Consider the following 19,387-nt stretch of genomic DNA (forward strand, 5'->3'; position numbering starts at 1 on the left):
CGCGTAACTGCCGTCTCCCGACCTCGCTTCGCTCGGCCATCCTCTCCCCCAAGTGGGAGAGGGAGAAGGGTCAATACCCCGCAGCTTTCGCCACCTTGTCGGCATGGAAGTTCGCATCGCCGAACATCTCGGCCAGCACGCGCGCGCGCTTCATGTAGAAGCCGATGTCATATTCGTCGGTCATGCCGATGCCGCCGTGCATCTGCACGCCCTCCTGCACCGACAGCGTGGTCGCGAGCGCGGTCATCGCCTTGGCGACCGAGACCGCGGTGTCGGCGTGCGCGCTGTCGAGATCGAGCAATTGCTGCGCCTTCAGCACGGCGGCGCGGGCGACTTCCATCTCCGAGTAGAGATGCGCGGCGCGGTGCTGGAGCGCCTGGAAGCTGCCGATCAGCGTCCCGAACTGCTTGCGCTGCTTGAGATAGCCGACCGTCATGTCCATCGCGCCGCCGCCGACACCGAGCAGTTCGGCCGAGGCGCCGGTCCGCCCGGCGCGGAGCAGACGGTCGAGCGGGGTGCGGCCGCCGTCGATCTCACCGATTACGGCATCGGCATCGACCTCGACACCGTCGAACTCGAGCCGCGCGGCGAGGCTCGCGTCGGCAAGGCGCTCGGGGGTTGCCGTCAGGTTGGCGGCGTCCTTGGGAATGGCGAAGAGCGTCACACCCTCGGCATCGTCGGCGCTGCCGGCGGTGCGTGCGGCGACGATCAGCAGGTCAGCGACATGGCCGTGCGTGACGAACTGCTTCTTGCCGGTCAGCTTGAAGCCGTTGCCCGACCGCTCGGCCTTGAGGCCGATGCTGTCACGATGCTTGGCGGCTTCGTCGATCGCGAGCGCGGCGACGGTGTCGCCGGCGATGATGCCGGGGAACCAGCGCGCGGCATGCGCCGTGCCCTTGAGCGCCTCGACCGCAGCGACCGCTGTGGTGAGGAAGGGCGAGGGGGAGAGGTTGCGTCCGATCTCCTCGAGCACGACGCCTGCCTCGACATGGCCGAGCCCGAGCCCGCCTTCATCCTCGCCAATCAGGAGGCCGGTGAAGCCCATCTCGGCAAAGCTCTTCCACAGGTCGCGGCTGAAGCCGGTCGCGTCCTTGCTATCGCGAAGCCCGCGCATGTGGCTGACGGGGGCCTGCTCGGCGACGAAATCGCGGATCGTGTCCTGCAGGGCGGTTTGGTCTTCGTTGAGAAACAGGGGCATTTTTAATTCCTTCTTCTCCCTCTCCCCGACCCTCTCCCCTCCGGGGAGAGGGTCGGGGAGAGGGTCGGGGAGAGGGGCTGTCCCGAACGCTGACGTCCGCGTGACTGCCCTCTCCCGACCTTCGCTTCGCTCGGCCACCCTCTCCCGCGAATCGGGAGAGGGAGATCGGTTACGCCGGCAATTCCAGGATGCGCTTGGCGATGATGTTCAGCTGGACCTCGCTCGTCCCGCCCTCGATCGAATTGGCCTTGGTGCGCAGCCAGGCGCGCGCCTCGGCGCCGCCGCGCGAGCCTTCGCTTTCCCATTCGAGCGCGTCCGAACCGCCCGACGCCATCATCAGTTCGTGGCGGCTCTTGTTGAGCTCGGTGCCGTAATATTTCATCATCGAGGGCTGGGCAGGGTGCGCGCGGCCAGCCTTTAGCTCATCGATGAAGCGCTCCGACATCGACCCGAATGCTTTCGCTCGGACCTCGAACGTCGCGATCGCCGCGCGCAGCAGCGGATCGGCAAGCCGGCCCTCCGAATCGAGCCCGATTGTCGCGATGGCGCCGTCGAGCAACGGATTGCCGCCGCTCGACGCGAGGCCCATGCCCGAGATCATCTCGCGCTCATGCCCGAGCAGATATTTCGCGACGTCCCAGCCCTTGTTCTCGTCGTGAATGCGCTGCGATTTCGGCACCTTCACATTGTCCATGAAGGTCTCGCAGAAGGGCGAATAGCCCGAGATCAGCAGGATCGGCTTGGTCGAGACGCCTTCGCTCGCCATGTCGAACAGCACGAAGCTGATGCCGCCCTGCTTGCTGCTCTTGTCGGTGCGGACGAGGCAGAAGATCCAGTCGGCTTTGTCGGCATAGGAGGTCCATACCTTCTGGCCGTTGACGATGTAATGATCGCCCGCATCCTCGGCCGAGGTCGCGAGGCTCGCGAGATCCGAGCCGGCGTTGGGCTCGGAATAGCCCTGGCACCAGCGGATCTCGCCGCGCGCGATCTTGGTGAGATGCTCGAGCTTCTGCTCCTCGGTGCCGTACTTCAGCAACGCCGGCCCGAGCATCGAAATACCGAACGAATTGAGCGGATTGCGCGCCTTGATCGCCGCCATCTCCTCGCGCAGGATCTTGGTTTCGGCAGGCGACAGGCCACCGCCACCATAGGCCTTGGGCCAATCGGGCACGGTCCAGCCGCGCGACGCCATCGCGTCCATCCATTCCTTCTGCCCCGGCTGGAAATCGGGATTGCGGCCGCCCCAGCAGGCGTCCTTTTCGGACCGGACGGGTTGGCGCATTTCGGGCGGGCAATTGGCGTCGAGCCAGGCGCGGGTCTCGCTGCGGAAGGTGTCGAGGTCTTGGGTCATCTATCGGCTCCAGACTAGGTCGTGCGCCAGGCGCGCGACGGCGATGGCGGTATGGTCGGCATAACGGTCGGCGATCACCTGCACGCCGATCGGCAGGCCGTCGGGATCGGTCCCGACGGGCACGCTGGTGGCGGGCAGCAGCGGGAAGGTGGCGAGCCCGGGATAGGCGATCTGCGCGCCGAACGGGCTTGGTGCGCCGTCGATCCACGCCTCACGGGTTTCGATCGGCGTATCGTCATGCGCGAATGCGGTGGTGCCCCAGGCGGGCGCGATCACCGCGTCGAACGCGCGGAACAACCGCCGCCACGCGCGGCGACAGACGGCTTGACGATCGAGCAGCACGGGCATCGGCGTAGACGGCGGACCGCCCCGCGGCGGCAGGCCGCGCGCCATCGCGACCGCGAGGATCCGCATGTAGTCGGCATGCTGTTCGACCAGATCGGGGAGCAGGACACTGTCGCGCGCCACGTTCGCACCGGCGGCGGCGAATGCCGCGCCGATCGCCTCGACTGCCGTACGGACCGCGTGCGCGGCGGGGGCGAGCGGATGTTGTGGCAGGAGCAGGATGCGCCATTCGCCAGCACCGCGAGGCGCCGGCTTTGGCAGCGGCAGGTCCGCGGTCAGGTCGAGCGCGAGCGCGAGATCGTCGGGATCGCGGGCGAGCGGGCCGATCACGCTGAGATTGAGCGCGGCGCCTTGCGTGCGCGGGAAGTAATGACCGTCGGTGTCGAGCATCCCGAAGGTCGGCTTGTGCCCCCACACACCACAGAAGGCGGCGGGCACGCGGATCGAACCGCCGATGTCCGAGCCGAATTCGAGCGGCACGAAGCCCGCGGCGAGCGCTGCCGCGGAGCCGCCCGACGAGCCCCCACTGACGCGGTCGAGATCGTGCGGGTTGCGGGTGCGGCCGTAGATCGGGTTGTTCGACTGGAGGTCGGCGAGGCCGACGGGGACGTTGGTCTTGCCGAGAATGATGGCGCCTGCGGCTTTCAGGCGCTGCACGGCGACCGCGTCCTCGCTGGCGACATGGTCGGCATGTTCGGGGAAGCCCCAGCTCGTCACCAGGCCGGCCACGTCGAAGCTTTCCTTGACCGTCATCGGCACCCCGAGCAGCGCGCGGTCGTCTTTCGGGCCGGCGTCGATCGCGCGCGCGGCATCGCGCGCTCGGTCGAAATCTCGGACGACGACGGCGTTGATCTCGCCGTTGCCCGCTTCGATACGCGCGATCGAGGCGTCGCATTCGGCGAGCGCGGTGGTCTCTCCGCTACGGATTGCGGCTGCGGTCTCGATGGCAGTGCGCATCACCGTCACCCCGGCGGAGGCCGGGGTCGACCTGCTGTGGTGCGGGTCGGGCGCCTCACTCCCAGCGGCCCCGGCCTTCGCCGGGGCGACGGCGGTCTGCTCATCCATTGAACCGCCCACCACTTTCCGCCTTCGACTTGAGCAACTCGGCAACCGCGAAGCCGTGCTTCTCGAGCCCGGCGACGATCGTCTTGAGCCCCTCGGTATCGGCCCAGAACATCGGCCCGCCGCGATAGACCGGCCAGCCATAGCCGTAGATCCACACCACATCGATGTCGCTCGCGCGCTGCGCCATCTTCTCCTCGAGGATCAAAGCGCCTTCGTTGACCATCGTGTAGAGCGTCTTCTCGACGATCTCCTCATCGCTGATCTCGCGCTTCTGCATGTTCGATTTCGAGCGGAAATCCTCGATGATCTCGGCCACGCGGGGGCTGGGCGTCGGGTTCCGCTTCTCGTCATAATCGTAGAAGCCCTTGGCGGTCTTCTGCCCCCAGCGGCCTTCGGCGGCGAGCGCGTCGCGGATGTTCTCGATCCGGTTGGGGTCGCGGTGCCAGCCGATGTCGACGCCGGCAAGATCGCTCATCTGGAACGGCCCCATCGGCATGCCGAAGGCGACATGGACGCGGTCGATCTGCTCGGGCGTGGCGCCTTCCATCAACAGCTTCATCGCTTCGACCTGACGAGGTTTCAGCATCCGGTTGCCGATGAACCCGTCGCACACGCCGGCGACCACCGCGACCTTCTTGATCGTCTTGGCGAGCGCCATCACGGTTGCGAGCACATCGTCGTCGGTCTGCGCGCCACGCACCACTTCGAGCAATTTCATGACGTTGGCCGGCGAGAAGAAATGCATGCCGACCACGTCGCCCGGCCGCTTGGTGACCGAGGCGATCTCGTCGATGTCGAGATAGGAGGTGTTCGACGCGAGGATCGCGCCGGGCTTGGCGATCGCATCGAGCCGGGTGAAGATCTCCTTCTTCACGTCCATAGTCTCATACACCGCCTCGATGATGAGATCGCACTCGGCGAGCGCGTCGAAATCGAGCGTGGGGGTGAGGGCGCCCATCGCCTTTTCGACCTGTTCGGGCTTCAAGCGGCCCTTGGCGGCGGACGCCTCGTAATTCTTGCGGATCGTCCCCGCGCCGCGGTCGAGCGCCTCTTGCGCCATTTCGACGATCGTCACCGGGATGCCCGCCGACAGGAAGTTCATCGAGATGCCGCCGCCCATCGTGCCCGCGCCGATCACGCCGACGCGCTTGATATCGCGCAGCGCGATCTTGGGGTCGATGCCGTCGATCTTGGCGGCCTGGCGCTCGGCGAAGAAAATATGGCGCTGTGCGGCGGACTGGACGCCCATCATCAGCTTCATGAATTCCTGCCGCTCGAAGGCGATGCCCTCGTCGAAGCTCGATCCGTCGGCGGCTTTCTCGACGCAGGCGATGTTGGCGGCAGGCGCCTCGAAGCCGCGGAAGCGCTTGGCATTGTCCTTCTTGAACGCGGCGACCGCTTCGGGGTCGGCCTGCGCGACCTTCTCGCGGGCGCGGGGCAGGGGCTTGGTGTCGGCGACTTCGCGCGCAAAGGCGATCGCGTCGGCTTCGAGGCTGTCCTCGCCTGCCAGGCGATCGATCAGGCCGGCCGAGAGGGCGAGCTTGGCCGGGATCGGATCACCCTTGGCGGTCATTTCGAGCGCGAGCTTGACGCCGGCGATGCGCGGAATGCGCTGCGTGCCGCCGGCACCGGGGAGCAGGCCGAGCTTGACTTCGGGGGTGCCGATCTTCGCGCTCGGCACGGCGATGCGATAGTGGCAGCCAAGCGTCACCTCGCACCCGCCGCCAAGCGCGGTGCCGTGGATCGCGGCGATAACGGGCTTGTCCGATGCTTCGACCATGTCGACCACGGTGGGGAGGCCGGGCTCCTGCATCGGCTTGCCGAACTCGGTGATATCAGCGCCTGCAAAAAAGGTGCGGCCATCGCAGCGGATGACCATCGCCTTGACCTGCGGATTGGCGAGACCTTCCTTGATCCCCGCCTCTAGCCCTTGCCGCACGGCCGCGCCCAGCGCGTTGACCGGCGGGTTGTTCGAGATGATGACGAGGACGTCGTCATGAAGCTGGGTGGTGATCGGGCCGGTCATGTTTCTCTCCTGTTTGCTTCCCCGGCGAAGGCCGGGGCCCAGTCGCGCAGGTCTCTGTCGTCGTGCACAGCGCCCGCCACTTCAGGTGGCGCAGCTGGGCCCCGGCCCTCGCCGGGGATGGGAAATTCTTACGTCAAAGCACTGTAGATCAACGTCTTCAACTCGCGGCGGATCGGGTACAGGCTCGACGGCGAGACCTGCGTCATGAACACCATGTGCAGTTGCTCGACCGGGTCGATGAAGAAGGCGGTCGAGAACATCCCGCCCCAATAATATTCGCCGACCGAGCCCGGGATCATCGACCGCCCGACGTCGATGTTGACTGCAAAGCCGAGCCCGAAGCCCGTTCCCGCATTGGCCGCCTCGCTGAACAGCGACTTGGACATTTTCGAAAGGTCCGCGCCGCCGGGAAGGTGGTTCATCGTCATCAGCGCGATCGTCTTGCGCCCGAGGATGCGCGCGCCATCGAGCGTGCCGCCATTGAGGAGCATGCTGCAGAAGCGGTGATAATCGAGTGCGGTCGAGACCAGTCCGCCGCCGCCCGAAACGAGCTTGGGCGCGCGGCTCCAGGCGCTTGCGGCGCCGCGGTCGTAGAGGATGCGGCCCTTGCCGGGCACGAAAGTGTAGCAGTCGGTGAGCCGGTCGATCTTGTCCTCGGGGACGTGAAAGGCAGTGTCATTCATCCCGAGCGGCGCGAAGATCCGGTCGCGAAAGAAGGTTTCGAGCGGAATGCCCGACACGCGTTGCACGACCGCGCCGAGCACGTCGGTCGCGACCGAGTAATTCCAGGCGTCGCCCGGCGAGAATTCGAGCGGCAGCTTGGCGAGCGCGGCGACGAAGCCGTCGAGATCGTGGTTGCCGTGCCAGCTTTCGAGTCGCAGCTCGCGGTGGGCGGCGTCGACGTTGCTGCGGTTCTGGAAGCCGTAGGTCAGCCCGGCGGTATGGCGCAGCAGGTCGATCATCCGCATCGGTTCGGCGGTCGGGCGGGTCTGGAACGGCACCCCGCCGCCGCCTCCGGCATAGACGCCGATATTCTTGAACTCGGGCAGGACGTGGTGAACCGGCGTGTCGAGCGCGACGCGGCCTTCCTCGACCAGCATTATGAAGGCGACCGACGTCACCGGCTTGGTCATGCTCGCGATGCGGAACAGCGAGTGCTCGTCGATCTGCGCGGCTTCGCCTTCGCGCGCCGGGCCGAGCGAGGAGAAATGCGCGATCTCGCCACCTTGCGCGATCAGGATCTGCGCGTTCGGCAACTTGCCGCTGTCGAGATAGCGCTCCTGCAGGAAGGCATCGATCGCAGCGAGGCGCTGCCCGTCGAATCGGGCCATGATGGGCAACTGAGCAGTCATATCGGTTTCCATACCCCCGCTTCGAAAGCGCGACTACCCTATTGCCTTGAGTGGCGCACGAATCAACAGTAACCTTGCGCAAACGGGCCGTTCGGGCAAACCCGAGTTTCAACTCGTTGAGTTGGGCAGGCCGCTGAGGAGAGACTATCGTGGATACCGAACCGCTCGTCGCGCTCGATCCGAGCTGGCCCAAAATGTCGCTCGACGCCATCACGGCGGTGCTGACCGCGCCCGGTGCGACGTTCGAGATCGAGACCATCGCGATCCGCGGGGTACCGACCAAGGTCTGGAAGAATGCGCCGCCGACGCTTGCCGCGCTGATCACCGCGTCGCGCGGCCATGGCGAGGCGCTGTTCACGATCTACGAGGATGAGCGCGTCAGCTACGAGGCCAATTTCCGCGCGGTGGCGGCGCTGGCGCAGCGACTCGTCGCGATGGGAATCGGCAAGGGCGATCGCGTCGGGCTGGCGATGCGCAACCTGCCCGAATGGCCGGTAATCTTCTTCGCTGCGGCGAGCATCGGCGCGATCGTCGTGCCGCTCAATGCGTGGTGGACCGCGGGCGAGCTCGATTACGGGATCACCGATTCAGGCTGCCGCCTGCTGTTCGTCGACGACGAGCGCTATCAGCGGCTTATCGCGGACAGCGCCGCGCTGGGCGCGCTCGAGCAGGTGATCGTCGCGCGCGCGTCGGTGCCGCTCGGCGAGCGGGCGACCCGGCTCGAGGATCTCATCGGCACGCCGCACCATTATGCGAGCTTGCCCGACCAGGCCTTGCCCGAGGTGGCGCTGGCGACCGACGACGATGCCACGATCTTCTATACCAGCGGGACCACCGGGCACCCCAAGGGCGCGCTCGGGACGCATCGCAACCTTACGACCAACATCCTCACCTCGGCCTATGGCGGTGCGCGCGGCTTCCTGCGGCGCGGCGAGGCGCCGCCGGCGCCGGCGGCCAAGACCTTCCTGACGGTGATCCCGATGTTCCACGTCACGGCGTGCAGCGCGACGATGATGATGTCGGTCGCGGCGGGGAATGCGCTCGTCTTCATGCGCAAGTGGGACACCGTCCGCGCGATGGAGATCATCGAGCGCGAAAAGGTGCAGGTGACCGGCGGCGTGCCGACGATCGCGTGGCAGATTCTCGAGCATCCCGACCGCGCGCAATACGATCTCTCCTCGCTTGAGGCGATCGCCTATGGCGGCGCCCCGTCGGCGCCCGAGCTGGTGCGGCGGATCTACACCGAATTCGGCGCGCTGCCGTCGAACGGCTGGGGCATGACCGAGACGATGGCGACCGTCACCGGGCACGGCGCCGAGGACTATCTCACGCGACCGACCAGCGCGGGGCCGGCGGTGCCGGTCGCCGACCTCAAGATCATGGACGAGGACGGCCTGCGCGAACTGCCGACGGGCGAGGTCGGCGAATTGTGGGCGCGCGGGCCGATGGTGGTGAAGGGCTATTGGAACAAGCCCGAGGCGACCGCAGCGACCTTCGTCGACGGCTGGGTGCGGACGGGCGATCTCGCGCGGCTCGATGCGGAAGGATTTCTCTACATCGTCGATCGCGCCAAGGACATGATCATCCGCGGCGGCGAGAACATCTATTCGTCCGAGGTCGAAAACGTGCTCTACGCGCACCCCGCGGTAACCGATTGCGCGCTGATCGGCATCCCGCACCGCACGCTCGGCGAGGAGCCCGCCGCGGTGGTCCATCTCGCGCCCGGGCAGGCCGCGACCGAGGCGGAATTGCAGGCGTGGGTGCGCGCGCGGCTGGCGATCTTCAAGACGCCGGTCGCGATCCGCTTCGTCGACGAGACGCTGCCGCGCAACGCCAATGGCAAGATCCTCAAGAAGGATCTCAAGGCGCTGTTCGAGGACCGGACCGCGCTGGTCGCCTGATCGGCGCATGCGCGGTCCCGCGTGTGGACCTTAACCCGATCCGTTAAGACGCGATCAACGATTTTCGTCGTCGCCGCGGGCAATTCGTTGTTAATGCTGTGGCCGGGCGCGGCGCTGGCAGGCTTTGCTTGCGACAGGCGGCGGAAGGCGAAATGGCGATGACTCGATCACTCGGCGAAAGGATCGCGCTGTTCGAAACCGCGCGCTGGGTCGTGCCGGCGATCATCGCGCTGGCGCTCGTGCTGCGGCTCGCCATGCTGTTGCTGCTGCCGCAGGTCGCGAGCTCCGACGGCGAATGGTATATGGTGCGCGCGGCCGAAATGGCGCGCGGGATGGGCTATCAGGAGGCGGGGCATCCGACCGCCTTCTGGCCGGTCGGCTATCCGGCGCTGCTCGCCGTCAGCATGATGCTGTTCGGTCCGGGGCTGTTCGGGCCGCTGTTGCTCAATTTGCTGTCGGTCGCAGGGATTCTGGGGGCGCTCCTCGGGCTCGGGCGCGTGCTCGGCGCGGGGCCGTTGGCGACGCGGATCGCGCTGCTGCTCTACGCGCTCTATCCGGCGCACATCGCCTACACCGGCCAGCCTGCTTCCGAGACTGCCTCGACCGCACTGGCGATGGTCGCGCTGCTGGTGCTGATCGCCGGCCGCAAACGCAGCCGGATGCTCGTCGCAGCCGGGCTGCTGTTCGGGCTGGCGACGCTGATGCGCGCGCAGATGATGCTGTTCCCGATCGGCGTGATTATCGCTTTGCTGATCGTCTATCGCGACTTCCGCTGGCGCGATGCGCTGCGCGCGGCGGTGCTGGTCAACCTCGCGCTCGCCGCGGTCGTGCTGCCATGGTCGCTGCGCAACGTGCAGCAGATGGGGGCGTTCGTCCCCGTATCGACCAACGGCGGCGTCTCGCTCTTCTACGGCGCGAACGATCGCGCGACGGGCGACTGGTTCGCCTGGGAACGCACGCCCTATTGGGACGAGGTGGTCGGCATCCCGTACAGCGAGCGCGTCGAACAGCAGGTCGAGCTCGACCGCCGCTTCAAGGCGCGCGCGACCGAGTGGATCAAGGCGCATCCGGCGCGCTGGACGCTGCTCGGCTTCCGCAAGATGGCGCTGTTGTGGGTGAAGGATTCGGACGGGTTCTGGTCGCTCGACAAGACCTATCCCGATCACGCGACGATGTGGCGCGCGGTGCAGGGCGTTGACCAGCTCTATTACATGGCGCTGGTCGGGCTCGGGCTGGTTGCGCTAGGCGTGGCGGTGCGCGAGCGGGTGCGCGGGCGCATGGCGCAGGCGCCGCTGCTGCTGCTCGGCTGCATGCCCGCCTTCGCCACGCTGACCGCGTTCGGTTTCACCGGGCAGACGCGCTATCATTACCCCGCGATGCCGTTCCTGATCCTCGCGGCGGGCTGGACGGTCGCGCTGCTGCTGCGGCGGCTCGCTGAGCGGCGGGCCGAACCCGCGCTGCGCCCGCGCGTCGCCTGAGCCTGAGGCCCTAAGCCTCAAGCATCGAACGCGGTCGCGCGGCGCGGCAGCGTGCGGTGGATGACGACCAGCGCCAGCAGCAGCGTCGGGATGATCAGCACGCTGCCCTCGGGGCCGGTCGCACCGCCCGACAGCAGCGTCGCGCCAGCCGGATGCGTCGCCAACAGATGCCCCTCCATCATCAGCCCCGAATCGGGCACGCCGTAGAGGAACGACTGCGCCCAGTCCCACATCGCGTGGAAGCCGATCGCCCACCATAGCGACCCGGTCCGATACAGCGCGTAGGCGAAGGTCAGCCCGGCAAGCGCGACGCTGATCAGCCCCAGTACGGTCTCGCCCGCATTGCCGATGTGGCCGGCGGCGAACAGCCCGACCGACAGGATCGTCGCGGCGACCCAGAAGCCGATCGTGCGGGCATGGCGCGCGCGGGGTACGACCGCGCCGACCAGCCCGGCGATCCCGCGCGCGAGCGTGTATTGCAGGAAGCCGCGGGTGAGAAATTCCTCGAACAGCCCGACGAGACAGAAGGTCACCAACCAGCCCGCGCCATAGCCGAGCGCCTCGGCCGGGCTGAGCGCAATCCGATCGACGACCAAAGCGCCACTCACGACCATTGTGCCCACGAGCAGCGACAGCAGCGCCAGCCCCCACGCCATCCCGCGCAGTGCGTCACGCAGCGCATGCGCGCGCTGGAGCCCGTAGGCCGCGAAGCGCCGCCGTTCGATCGGCGCCAGCAGATAGGCCGCGCCGAGCGCGGCGATCGAGAACGCCGCCTCGGCAATCAACGTTGCGCGAAGCGGTTGCGGAGCGCCCGCAGGGCCGGCCTTGGGATGGACGAGCGCGGTCGCGATCATCATCAGGATCGCAAAGGCGAGCAGGTACAGCAGCAGGCTCCAGCCGGCGCGCAGGCCGTCCTTGCCGATAAAGATAGAGCGGATCGGCCGCCGCGGCGCGGTGGCGATGGTGCTGCCGGTCATGCAAATTTCCTGGTTGGTGTCGTGCGGTCGCGCGTGCGGAAGCCCGCCCTCACGGCGTCGCGATTACCCGCTGCACCGCCGCGCGCCAACCGTCGAGCCGCGCGCTGCGCGCGTCGGCGGCGATCTCGGGCTCGAACGTCTCGACCGCACCGCGCATCGCGCTCGCTTCGGTGAGGTCGGCGAACAGGCCGCAGCCGATTCCTGCGAGCATCGCCGCGCCCAGCGCGGTCGTCTCGGCGAATTTCGGCCGCTCGACGCAGAGGCCGAGCATGTCGGCCATGTCCTGCGCCATCCAATTGTTGGCGACCATTCCGCCGTCGATCCGCACGTTCTTCCAGTCGACCCCGTCGGCGGCGAAGGCGGTCTTCAGGTCGTGCGCCTGATGCGCCATCGCCTCGAGCGCCGCGCGGACGATATGCGCCTTGCCGGTCGAGAAGCTGAGCCCCGAGATCGCGCCGCGTGCATCGGGTTCCCACCATGGCGCGCCGAGGCCGGAGAGCGCCGGCACGACATAGACCCCGCCATTATGCGTGACGCTGCGCGCGAGCGCTTCGGTCTCGGCGGCGGTGCCGATCATCCCGACTTCGTCGCGCAGCCATTTGATCAGGCTGCCGGCGACGAACACCGATCCTTCGAGCGCGTAGGAGCGCCGCCCGTCGAGCTGCCACGCGATCGTCGAGAGCAAGCGGTTGCGCGAGGTCGGCGGGATCGGACCGGCCTGGCTCAGTACGAACGCGCCGGTGCCGAAGGTCGCCTTGGTCTCGCCGATCTTGAGGCAGGATTGGCCGATCGTCGCGGCCTGCTGGTCGCCCGCGATGCCGCAGATCGGGATCGGCGCGCCGAACAGCGTCGTCTCGCCGAATCGCCCGGCGCAATCGACGATCTCGGGAAGCGCGGCGCGCGGGGCGCCGAACAGTTCGATCAGCCCATCGTCCCAATTGCCGCTGCCGATCGCCATCAGCGCGGTGCGGCTGGCGTTTGTGGCATCGGTGATGTGCAGGCCGCCGGTCAGCTTCCAGATCAGCCAGCTTTCGACCGTGCCGACGGCGAGGCGGGCGCCAGCCGCCTTCACTTCGGGCCAGTTCTGCAGCGCCCAGCCGATCTTGCTCCCCGAGAAATACGGGTCGAGCAGCAGTCCGGTCTTGGCTTGGACGACCGGCTCGTCGCCCGCGTCCTTCATCGCGCGGCAGGTCGCGGCAGTGCGGCGATCCTGCCATACGATCGCGGGGGCGAGCGGCTCGCCGCTCTCGCGGTCCCAGAACACCACCGTCTCGCGCTGGTTGGTGATGCCGATCGCGGCGATCTTCTCCGCGCCGCCGGCCTCGGCGACGACCGCGCGGGTGACGGCGAGCGTCTTGTCCCAGATCTCGGCCGCATCATGCTCGACTCGCCCGGGGGCGGGATAGTGCTGCGTGAGTTCGGCGGCGCGCGTCGCGAGACACGTTCCGTCGGGCTGGAACAGCATGGCGCGAGTCGAGGTCGTGCCCTCGTCGATGACAAGAAGGAGATCGGACATGGAGTGAGGGCTAGCGCCGTTTGCGCGGCGTGGGAATGCCGCTACGGTCGCGCCATGGTAGATCGCGACAACAATACGACCGGGGCGTTTGGCCTCCCGCCTGTTCAGGCTGACGAACCCGAGGACGAATGGCGCATTGCGATGCGCCGCGACCGGCTGCTTGCGGCGCTGACGCTCATCGCTGGCGTCGGACTGGTGGTGGCGTTGCCGTTCGCGCTCAAGGCCGGGGCGGAATTCTTCCTGCCGACCACCGCCGCGCTGGTGATCGCGATCGCGCTGGTGCCGATCCTCGAATGGCTCGAGCGGCGGCGCGTGCCCTCGGCTTTGGCGGCGCTGACCTGCGTGCTGCTGTTCCTCGTCGCGGCCAACGTCGCGCTGGCGGCTATCATCGTTCCGGCGACCGAATTCTTCCGCCGCCTGCCCGAGCGGATCGACCGCATCCAGATGAACATCGCGCCGCTGATCGACCTTTACGCCAGCTTCCAGAAATATCTGAACCGCACGGTCCAGCATCTCGCCTCGACCGGGCCGATCAAGGCGCCGCCGACCACGGCGGTGACCCCGCCGAGCTCGATTCTCGAGCTCGCCGCGAGCTTCGCGCCGTCGGTGATCGTTCAGGTGTTCTTCGGCATCCTCGTCATCTTCTTCTTCCTCGCGGGCTGGACGCGGCTGCGCAAGCGCACGATCACCAGCCGGTCGAGCTTCGGCGGCGCGATGGCGACGGCGCGCGTGATCCAGAACGTCGTCGACGACACCTCGGCCTATCTCGGCACGATCACGATCATCAACCTGGCGCTCGGGCTGGCGATCGCGGGGCTGCTCTACGTCATGGGGATGCCGTTCCCGTTGATGTGGGGCGGGATCGTCGCCTTGCTCAACTACGTTCCCTATTTCGGCCCGATCACCGCCGCGCTGCTGCTCGCGCTGGGCGGGCTGATGACCTTCCACGACATCTGGGTGGCGCTGGTGCCGGCGTTCGTGATGATCGGCTGCCATGTGATCGAGGCCAATGCGATCACGCCGCTGATCGTCGGGCACCGCCTCACGATCAACCCGATCATGATTCTCGTGTCGATTTCCTTCTGGTCATGGGTGTGGGGAACCGCGGGAACGCTGCTTGCCGTGCCGCTGCTGATCATCATCCAGACCGTTCTGGGCGCCGCGGGAAAACCCGACATCGCGGGTTTTCTGTTCGAACACGGCACCTTGACCCAGCGCCGGCAGAGCAATTTCACAAATTCTGCCGAAGATCGCGAAACAGGCGGTTGACAGCGTGGAGTCACCCCCATAGAGACGCGCCTCACGCTGAATAAGCGGGTGTAGCTCAGTTGGTTAGAGCGCCGGCCTGTCACGCCGGAGGTCGCGGGTTCGAGTCCCGTCACTCGCGCCATTCCCCCTGGTGGAATGGCGCACAAGCGGGACAAATCCTCGAATTCGTGATAATGCGCGCAGGCTTCGCAGACTGGCGCTAGACCTCGCCTGCTCGGCCCTCGGCGGGCGGCAGGTCGCGAACCAGCGCCAGCACATGCTCGGCTAGCTCGGCGCGACAGATCAGCAGATCGGGCAGATACGGGTCGGCGCAATTGTAGCGCAGGACCGAACCATCGACTCGGCTGACGTGCAGCCCGGCCGCTTGCGCGACCGCGATAGGCGCGCAATTGTCCCATTCATATTGTCCGCCGGTGTGGAGGTAGATGTCGGCCTCGCCGCGCACCACCGCCATCGCCTTGGCGCCGGCCGAGCCCATCGGCACCAGCGTGGCGCCGATCGCCTCGGCGACCGCCACCGCCTCGCGTGCCGGGCGTGTGCGGCTCACCAGCATGCGCAGTGGGTCTCCGGCCGGTGCGAGCGGCTTGGGCGCGCCCGAGGTCAACGTGAAGCCAAGCGCGGGGAGGGCGACCGCGCCGACCGTCGCGACCCCGTCGATCGCCAGCGCGACGTGCACCGCCCAGTCGGCGCGCCCCTCGCCATATTCGCGCGTCCCGTCGAGCGGATCGATGATCCATGCGCGGCTGACCGCGCAGCGATCGCCGCTGTCCTTTTCCTCCTCGCACAGAATCGCATCGTCGGGGCGTGCGGCGCGCAGCAGGCGCATCAGATAGGTGTTGGCCTGCGCGTCGCCGGCGGCGCCCAGCGCCTTGCCGGTGAGGCCGCTGCTGGCCTGCAGCGCGAGCAGGATCGCGCCGGCCTCGGTGGCGAGGCGTTCGGCGAGGCGGACGTCGCTTTCGATGATCGAATCCTTCATTTGAGCGGCATGATCCGGCGGACGATGAAGTCGGCGGCCTCGGCCGGGGTCATCTCGTCCGTGTTGACGCGGATCTCTGGCTTTTCGGGCGGTTCGTACGGGCTGTCGATGCCGGTGAAGTTCTTGAGCGCGCCGGCGCGCGCCTTCTTGTAGAGCCCCTTCACGTCGCGCGCCTCGGCCACCTCGAGCGGGGTGTCGACGAAGATCTCGATGAACTCACCCTCTGGGAGCATCGCGCGAATCATGTCGCGCTCGGCGCGGAACGGCGAGATGAAGGCGGTCAGCACGATCAGCCCGGCATCGGCCATCAATTTGGCGACCTCGCCGACGCGCCGGATATTCTCGATCCGGTCGGCCTCGGTGAAGCCCAGATCCTTGTTGAGCCCGTGGCGGACATTGTCGCCGTCGAGCAGGAAGGTGTGGCGGTTCATTAGCGCCAGCGCCTTCTCGACCTCGTTGGCGATGGTCGACTTGCCCGATCCCGACAGGCCGGTGAACCACAGCACCGCGGGCTTCTGGTTTTTCAGCGCGGCATGGCTTTCGCGGCCGATGTCGGTCGCCTGCCAGTGCACGTTCTGCGCGCGGCGCAGGCTGAAGTGCAGCATGCCCGCCGCGACGGTGGCGTTGGTGATCTTGTCGATCAGGATGAAGCCACCGAGCGTGTGGCTCTCGGCATAGGATTCGAACACGATCGGACGGTCGGTGGTCAATTCGGCGACACCGATCGCATTGAGCTCGAGCGTCTTGGCGGCGAGATGCTCCATCGTGTTGACGTTGACCTGATATTTCGGCGGCTGGACCGTCGCCGAGACCATCTGCGTGCCGAGCTTGAGCCAATAGGCGCGCCCGACGATCAGCGGTTCGTCGTCCATCCACACGATGGTCGATTCGAACTGGTCGGCGGTTTCGGGCGGCGAATCGGCGGCGGCGATGACTTGCCCGCGCGAGCAATCGATCTCGTCGGTCAGGCACAATGTGACCGACTGGCCGGCGACGGCCTCGTCGAGATCGCCCGCCAGCGTCACGATCCGGCTGACGTGCGACGTCTTGCCGCCGGGCAGCACGCGGATCGCGTCGCCGGGCTTGATGACGCCGCTCGCGATCTGGCCGGAGAAGCCGCGGAAATCGAGGTTGGGCCGGTTGACCCACTGCACCGCCATCCGGAACGGCCGAGCCTGGTCGGTCGCCGCGCCAATCTCGACGGTCTCGAGATGCTCGATCAGCGTCGGGCCGTGATACCAGGGCATGTTGGTCGAGCGCAGCGAGATATTGTCGCCCTTGAAGCCCGAGATCGGCATCGGCGTGAAGGCGGTGATACCGATGCTGTCGGCAAAGCCGCGATAGTCGGCGAGGATCGCGTCGTAGCGAGCCTGGTCGTAGCCGATCAGGTCCATCTTGTTGATCGCCAGCACGACATGCTTGATGCCGATCAGATGCGCGAGATAGCTGTGCCGCTTGGTCTGCGTCAGCACGCCCTTGCGCGCATCGACCAGGATCACCGCGAGGTCGGCGGTCGAGGCGCCGGTGATCATGTTGCGGGTATATTGTTCGTGGCCGGGCGTGTCGGCGACGATGAACTTGCGCTTCTCGGTCGAGAAGAAGCGATAGGCGACGTCGATCGTGATGCCCTGTTCGCGCTCGGCGGCGAGACCGTCGACCAGCAGCGCGAAATCGATCTCCTGCCCCTGCGTGCCGACGCGCTTGCTGTCGGCCTCGAGCGCGGCGAGCTGGTCCTCGAAGATCATCTTCGAATCGTAGAGCAGCCGCCCGATCAGCGTCGACTTGCCGTCGTCGACCGAGCCGCAGGTGATGAAGCGCAGCATGGTCTTGTGCTGGTGCTGCGCGAGATAGGCGTCGATGTCCTCGGCGATCAGCGCCTCGGTCTGGTAGACGGACTCGTGCGGGGCGAGCTCGGTCATCAGAAATACCCCTCTTGCTTCTTCTTCTCCATGCCCGCGCCGCCGGCATCCTTGTCGATCGCGCGGCCCTGCCGTTCGGACGTCGTCGTCAGCAGCGTCTCCTGGATGATCTGCGACAGCGTCGAAGCCGTGCTCTCGACCGCGCCGGTCAGCGGATAGCAGCCGAGCGTGCGGAAGCGGATCGAGCGATCGACCGGGACTTCGCCGGGTTCGAGCCGGAAGCGGTCGTCGTCGACCATCAGCAGCATGCCGTCGCGCTCGACCGTCGGGCGGACGCCGGCGAAATAGAGCGGGACGATCGGGACGTCGTTGAGCTGGATATATTGCCAGACGTCGAGCTCGGTCCAGTTGCTGATCGGGAAGACGCGGATGCTCTCCTTCGCGTTCTTGCGGGCGTTGTAGAGGTTCCACAGCTCGGGGCGCTGGTTCTTCGGCGCCCAGCCGTGGCTGGCGCTGCGGAACGAGAAGATGCGTTCCTTGGCGCGGCTCTTCTCCTCGTCGCGCCGCGCACCGCCGAAGGCCGCGTCGAAGCCATATTTGTCGAGCGCCTGCTTGAGCCCCTCGGTCTTCCACATGTCGGTGTGGAGCGCGCCGTGGTCGAACGGGTTGATCCCGCGCTCGGCCGCCTCGGGGTTCTGGTAGACGAGCAGCTCCATCCCGCTCTCGGCGGCCATCCGGTCGCGCAGTTCGTACATCGCCTGGAATTTCCAGGTCGTGTCGACGTGGAGCAGCGGGAAGGGCGGGGGCGAGGGGTAGAAGGCCTTGCGCGCGAGGTGCAGCATCACCGCCGAATCCTTGCCGACGGAGTATAGCATCACCGGGCGCTCGGCCTCGGCGACAACTTCGCGCAGGATATGGATCGCCTCGGCCTCGAGCCGTTCCAGGTGGGTGAGGGTCTTGGTCATTTTCAACGGTCTCCGCGCGTCGCTTGGCCCCAAACCGAGCGCACGAGCAATCAATCCATTCTTGCCCCCTGTATCGCTTCGCTATCGCTCGGGCACCAGCCTCGGCCCGTCAAGCGATGGCGCGCGGAGTTGCCGAAGCGCGGTCGAGCGCTGTACCGAGAGGGATCGACCCGAGAAAGACGAGCCCGATGTCCGATCTGACGCCCCCGAAGACGCGCTCCTGGCTGTTTGCCCCCGGCGACAGCGCCCGCAAGATGAGCAAGGCGTGCGAGGGCCCCGCCGACATCGTCCTGCTCGATCTCGAAGATGCCGTCTCGACTGAGAACAAGCCGCAGGCCCGGCAGATGGTCCACGATTTCCTTGCCGAAAACGTCGCGCAACGCGCGCGGCTATGGGTGCGCGTCAACCCCCTCGACGGGCCGCACACGCTGCGCGACCTCGCCGCGATCATGCCGGCGCGGCCGGGCGGGATCATGCTGCCCAAGGTCAATGGCCGCCACGACGTCGATCGGCTCGACCATTATCTGTCCGCGCTCGAGGTCGCCAATGGGATCGAGGCCGGGTCGACCCCGCTGATCGTGCTGATCACCGAGACCGCCGAGGCGATGTTCCACACCGGTGCCTATAAGGACGCGCCGCGCGTCACCGCGGTGACGTGGGGCGCCGAAGATCTGGCCGATTCGATCGGCGCAAGCTCGAATCGCACCACCGACGGGCGCTACAGCTTCACCTACGAGCTCGCGCGCAGCTTCTGCCTGCTCGGCGCGGCGTCGGCCGGGGTGACCGCGATCGAGACGATCCAGGCCGATTTCCGCGATCTCGACGGTCTGCGCGACCGCGCCGAGCAGGCGCGGCGCGACGGCTATCGCGGGATGATGGCGATCCACCCCGCGCAGGTCGAGGTGATCAACGCCGCCTTCACCCCGAGCGCCGACGAGATCGCCGCGGCGCAGGCGATCGTCGACCTGTTCGCTGCCAATCCCGGCGCGGGGACGATCGGCTATCAGGGCGGGATGCTCGACCGGCCGCACCTGTCGCGCGCGCAGCAGCTGTTGCGGCAGGTGCGCGACTGATCGTGGCTTGGCAGCCGGCGAGCGAGCGGGCACACA

At 67.2% G+C, this 19,387-nt stretch carries 14 protein-coding genes and 1 tRNA gene; 5 read left to right on the top strand and 10 right to left on the bottom strand.

Annotated elements, in window-relative coordinates; translation table 11 throughout:
• Window positions 1-70: 70 nt before the first annotated feature.
• The 5 genes from U1872_RS02645 to U1872_RS02665 form a co-directional block, all read right to left on the bottom strand.
• Complete coding sequence (locus U1872_RS02645; RefSeq protein WP_332791311.1) at window positions 71-1,198, bottom strand: acyl-CoA dehydrogenase family protein; 1,128 nt, start codon at window positions 1,196-1,198, stop codon at window positions 71-73.
• Window positions 1,199-1,367: 169 nt separating this feature from the next.
• The gene (locus tag U1872_RS02650; RefSeq protein WP_332791312.1) at window positions 1,368-2,549 is read right to left on the bottom strand and encodes an acyl-CoA dehydrogenase family protein; all 1,182 of its coding nucleotides are present in this window, start codon (window positions 2,547-2,549) and stop codon (window positions 1,368-1,370) included.
• Window positions 2,550-3,959, bottom strand: a complete 1,410-nt coding sequence (locus U1872_RS02655) for an amidase family protein (protein WP_443025303.1) — start codon at window positions 3,957-3,959, stop codon at window positions 2,550-2,552.
• Window positions 3,952-5,985 (bottom strand): 3-hydroxyacyl-CoA dehydrogenase NAD-binding domain-containing protein, encoded by a 2,034-nt coding sequence (locus tag U1872_RS02660; RefSeq protein ID WP_332791313.1) that lies wholly within the window; start codon window positions 5,983-5,985, stop codon window positions 3,952-3,954. The genes U1872_RS02655 and U1872_RS02660 overlap by 8 nt, the downstream gene beginning before the upstream one ends.
• Before the next feature lie 128 nt (window positions 5,986-6,113).
• A complete protein-coding gene (locus tag U1872_RS02665) occupies window positions 6,114-7,337 on the bottom strand; it encodes a serine hydrolase domain-containing protein (RefSeq protein ID WP_332791314.1) in 1,224 nt (407 codons plus the stop codon).
• A gap of 194 nt (window positions 7,338-7,531) precedes the next feature.
• Between U1872_RS02665 and U1872_RS02670 the strand changes: the two genes are divergently transcribed.
• Window positions 7,532-9,238 carry a class I adenylate-forming enzyme family protein gene (locus U1872_RS02670; RefSeq protein WP_332791810.1) on the top strand — a complete coding sequence of 569 codons (1,707 nt, stop codon included), beginning with the start codon at window positions 7,532-7,534 and terminating at the stop codon, window positions 9,236-9,238.
• 158 nt (window positions 9,239-9,396) lie between these two features.
• Entirely contained in the window at window positions 9,397-10,716 is a 1,320-nt protein-coding gene (locus U1872_RS02675) for a glycosyltransferase family 39 protein (RefSeq protein WP_332791315.1), read from the top strand.
• Between the two features lie 17 nt (window positions 10,717-10,733).
• Here U1872_RS02675 and U1872_RS02680 read toward each other — a convergent pair whose 3' ends face one another.
• Both U1872_RS02680 and U1872_RS02685 read right to left on the bottom strand, forming a co-directional pair.
• The gene (locus tag U1872_RS02680) at window positions 10,734-11,693 is read right to left on the bottom strand and encodes a CPBP family intramembrane glutamic endopeptidase (protein ID WP_332791316.1); all 960 of its coding nucleotides are present in this window, start codon (window positions 11,691-11,693) and stop codon (window positions 10,734-10,736) included.
• Window positions 11,694-11,742: 49 nt separating this feature from the next.
• Complete coding sequence (locus tag U1872_RS02685) at window positions 11,743-13,209, bottom strand: FGGY family carbohydrate kinase (protein ID WP_332791317.1); 1,467 nt, start codon at window positions 13,207-13,209, stop codon at window positions 11,743-11,745.
• 54 nt (window positions 13,210-13,263) lie between these two features.
• Between U1872_RS02685 and U1872_RS02690 the strand changes: the two genes are divergently transcribed.
• Window positions 13,264-14,478, top strand: coding sequence for an AI-2E family transporter (locus U1872_RS02690; RefSeq protein ID WP_332791318.1), 1,215 nt, complete (start codon window positions 13,264-13,266; stop codon window positions 14,476-14,478).
• Window positions 14,479-14,522: 44 nt separating this feature from the next.
• A tRNA-Asp gene (locus U1872_RS02695) sits at window positions 14,523-14,599 on the top strand.
• A gap of 78 nt (window positions 14,600-14,677) precedes the next feature.
• On the opposite strand, the gene U1872_RS02700 is transcribed toward U1872_RS02695, so the two are convergent.
• The 3 genes from U1872_RS02700 to cysD are packed head-to-tail and all read right to left on the bottom strand — an operon-like array spanning window position 14,678 to window position 18,278.
• On the bottom strand, window positions 14,678-15,454 hold the full coding sequence (locus tag U1872_RS02700) for a 3'(2'),5'-bisphosphate nucleotidase CysQ (RefSeq protein WP_332791319.1): 777 nt from the start codon (window positions 15,452-15,454) through the stop codon (window positions 14,678-14,680).
• Window positions 15,451-17,373: a sulfate adenylyltransferase subunit CysN gene (gene cysN / locus U1872_RS02705; protein WP_332791320.1), complete on the bottom strand. Its 1,923-nt coding sequence runs from the start codon at window positions 17,371-17,373 to the stop codon at window positions 15,451-15,453. The genes U1872_RS02700 and cysN overlap by 4 nt, the downstream gene beginning before the upstream one ends.
• Window positions 17,373-18,278 (bottom strand): sulfate adenylyltransferase subunit CysD, encoded by a 906-nt coding sequence (gene cysD / locus U1872_RS02710; RefSeq protein WP_332791321.1) that lies wholly within the window; start codon window positions 18,276-18,278, stop codon window positions 17,373-17,375. Before cysD ends, cysN begins: the two co-directional genes overlap by 1 nt.
• Before the next feature lie 188 nt (window positions 18,279-18,466).
• On the opposite strand from cysD, the gene U1872_RS02715 reads away from it, so the two are divergent.
• Window positions 18,467-19,351 (top strand): HpcH/HpaI aldolase/citrate lyase family protein, encoded by an 885-nt coding sequence (locus U1872_RS02715; RefSeq protein WP_332791322.1) that lies wholly within the window; start codon window positions 18,467-18,469, stop codon window positions 19,349-19,351.
• Window positions 19,352-19,387 lie beyond the last annotated feature (36 nt).

Source organism: Parasphingomonas frigoris (assembly GCF_036663815.1).
Lineage (GTDB): Bacteria > Pseudomonadota > Alphaproteobacteria > Sphingomonadales > Sphingomonadaceae > Sphingomonas.

Bases quoted from the DNA above. Each gene is read 5' to 3' on its own strand.
- U1872_RS02645 (WP_332791311.1), bottom strand. From the start codon at position 1,198: ATGCCCCTGTTTCTCAACGAAGACCAAACCGCCCTGCAGGACACGATC.
- U1872_RS02650 (WP_332791312.1), bottom strand. From the start codon at position 2,549: ATGACCCAAGACCTCGACACCTTCCGCAGCGAGACCCGCGCCTGGCTC.
- U1872_RS02655 (WP_443025303.1), bottom strand. From the start codon at position 3,959: ATGGATGAGCAGACCGCCGTCGCCCCGGCGAAGGCCGGGGCCGCTGGG.
- U1872_RS02660 (WP_332791313.1), bottom strand. From the start codon at position 5,985: ATGACCGGCCCGATCACCACCCAGCTTCATGACGACGTCCTCGTCATC.
- U1872_RS02665 (WP_332791314.1), bottom strand. From the start codon at position 7,337: ATGACTGCTCAGTTGCCCATCATGGCCCGATTCGACGGGCAGCGCCTC.
- U1872_RS02670 (WP_332791810.1), top strand. From the start codon at position 7,532: ATGTCGCTCGACGCCATCACGGCGGTGCTGACCGCGCCCGGTGCGACG.
- U1872_RS02675 (WP_332791315.1), top strand. From the start codon at position 9,397: ATGACTCGATCACTCGGCGAAAGGATCGCGCTGTTCGAAACCGCGCGC.
- U1872_RS02680 (WP_332791316.1), bottom strand. From the start codon at position 11,693: ATGACCGGCAGCACCATCGCCACCGCGCCGCGGCGGCCGATCCGCTCT.
- U1872_RS02685 (WP_332791317.1), bottom strand. From the start codon at position 13,209: ATGTCCGATCTCCTTCTTGTCATCGACGAGGGCACGACCTCGACTCGC.
- U1872_RS02690 (WP_332791318.1), top strand. From the start codon at position 13,264: ATGGTAGATCGCGACAACAATACGACCGGGGCGTTTGGCCTCCCGCCT.
- U1872_RS02700 (WP_332791319.1), bottom strand. From the start codon at position 15,454: ATGAAGGATTCGATCATCGAAAGCGACGTCCGCCTCGCCGAACGCCTC.
- cysN (WP_332791320.1), bottom strand. From the start codon at position 17,373: ATGACCGAGCTCGCCCCGCACGAGTCCGTCTACCAGACCGAGGCGCTG.
- cysD (WP_332791321.1), bottom strand. From the start codon at position 18,278: ATGACCAAGACCCTCACCCACCTGGAACGGCTCGAGGCCGAGGCGATC.
- U1872_RS02715 (WP_332791322.1), top strand. From the start codon at position 18,467: ATGTCCGATCTGACGCCCCCGAAGACGCGCTCCTGGCTGTTTGCCCCC.